Annotated in this window: 1 protein-coding gene; it reads left to right on the forward strand. The window is 68.3% G+C overall.

What is annotated here, in order from left to right:
* Positions 1-42: 42 nt before the first annotated feature.
* Positions 43-445 (forward strand): NosD domain-containing protein (locus C5C07_RS20845; RefSeq protein WP_304999725.1); only part of this gene is annotated, 403 nt, incomplete at its 3' end.

A 445-nucleotide genomic window follows, 5' to 3' on the forward strand; every position in this document is an offset into this window, starting at 1 on the left:
GCGAACAACACCGTTCGGAACGCGCAGGCCGGCGTGATCGTGATGACCCGACCGACGGGCAACCTCATCGTCGGCAACGACGTCCGCCAGAGCACCTACGGCGTCGTGCCGGCCGGCGGCGACTCCTACTACGCACGGAACGTCGTCGTCGACAACGAGCGCGGCCTCCAGGTGGCTGGCGATCGCAACGCGTTCATCGAGAACGTGGTCCTCGACAACGGGATCGGCGCGCGCGCCAGCGACATCCTCCCGTCGAACTGGGTGCTCAGAAACGACTTCGAGGGCAACGAACAGACGGTCGAGTCGACTATCGGCCCGCTCCGAACTTGGTCGCACGGCGGCGTCGGCAACTACTGGGGGCCGCTGCCGATCCCCGACGGCGACGACGACGGCGTCTACGTCCGCCCGTACCGCCCGTCGGGGTCGGTCGACTCCCGTCTCGGGA

It is taken from the genome of Haloferax sp. Atlit-4N, assembly GCF_003383025.1.
Classification (GTDB): Archaea; Halobacteriota; Halobacteria; order Halobacteriales; family Haloferacaceae; genus Haloferax; species Haloferax gibbonsii.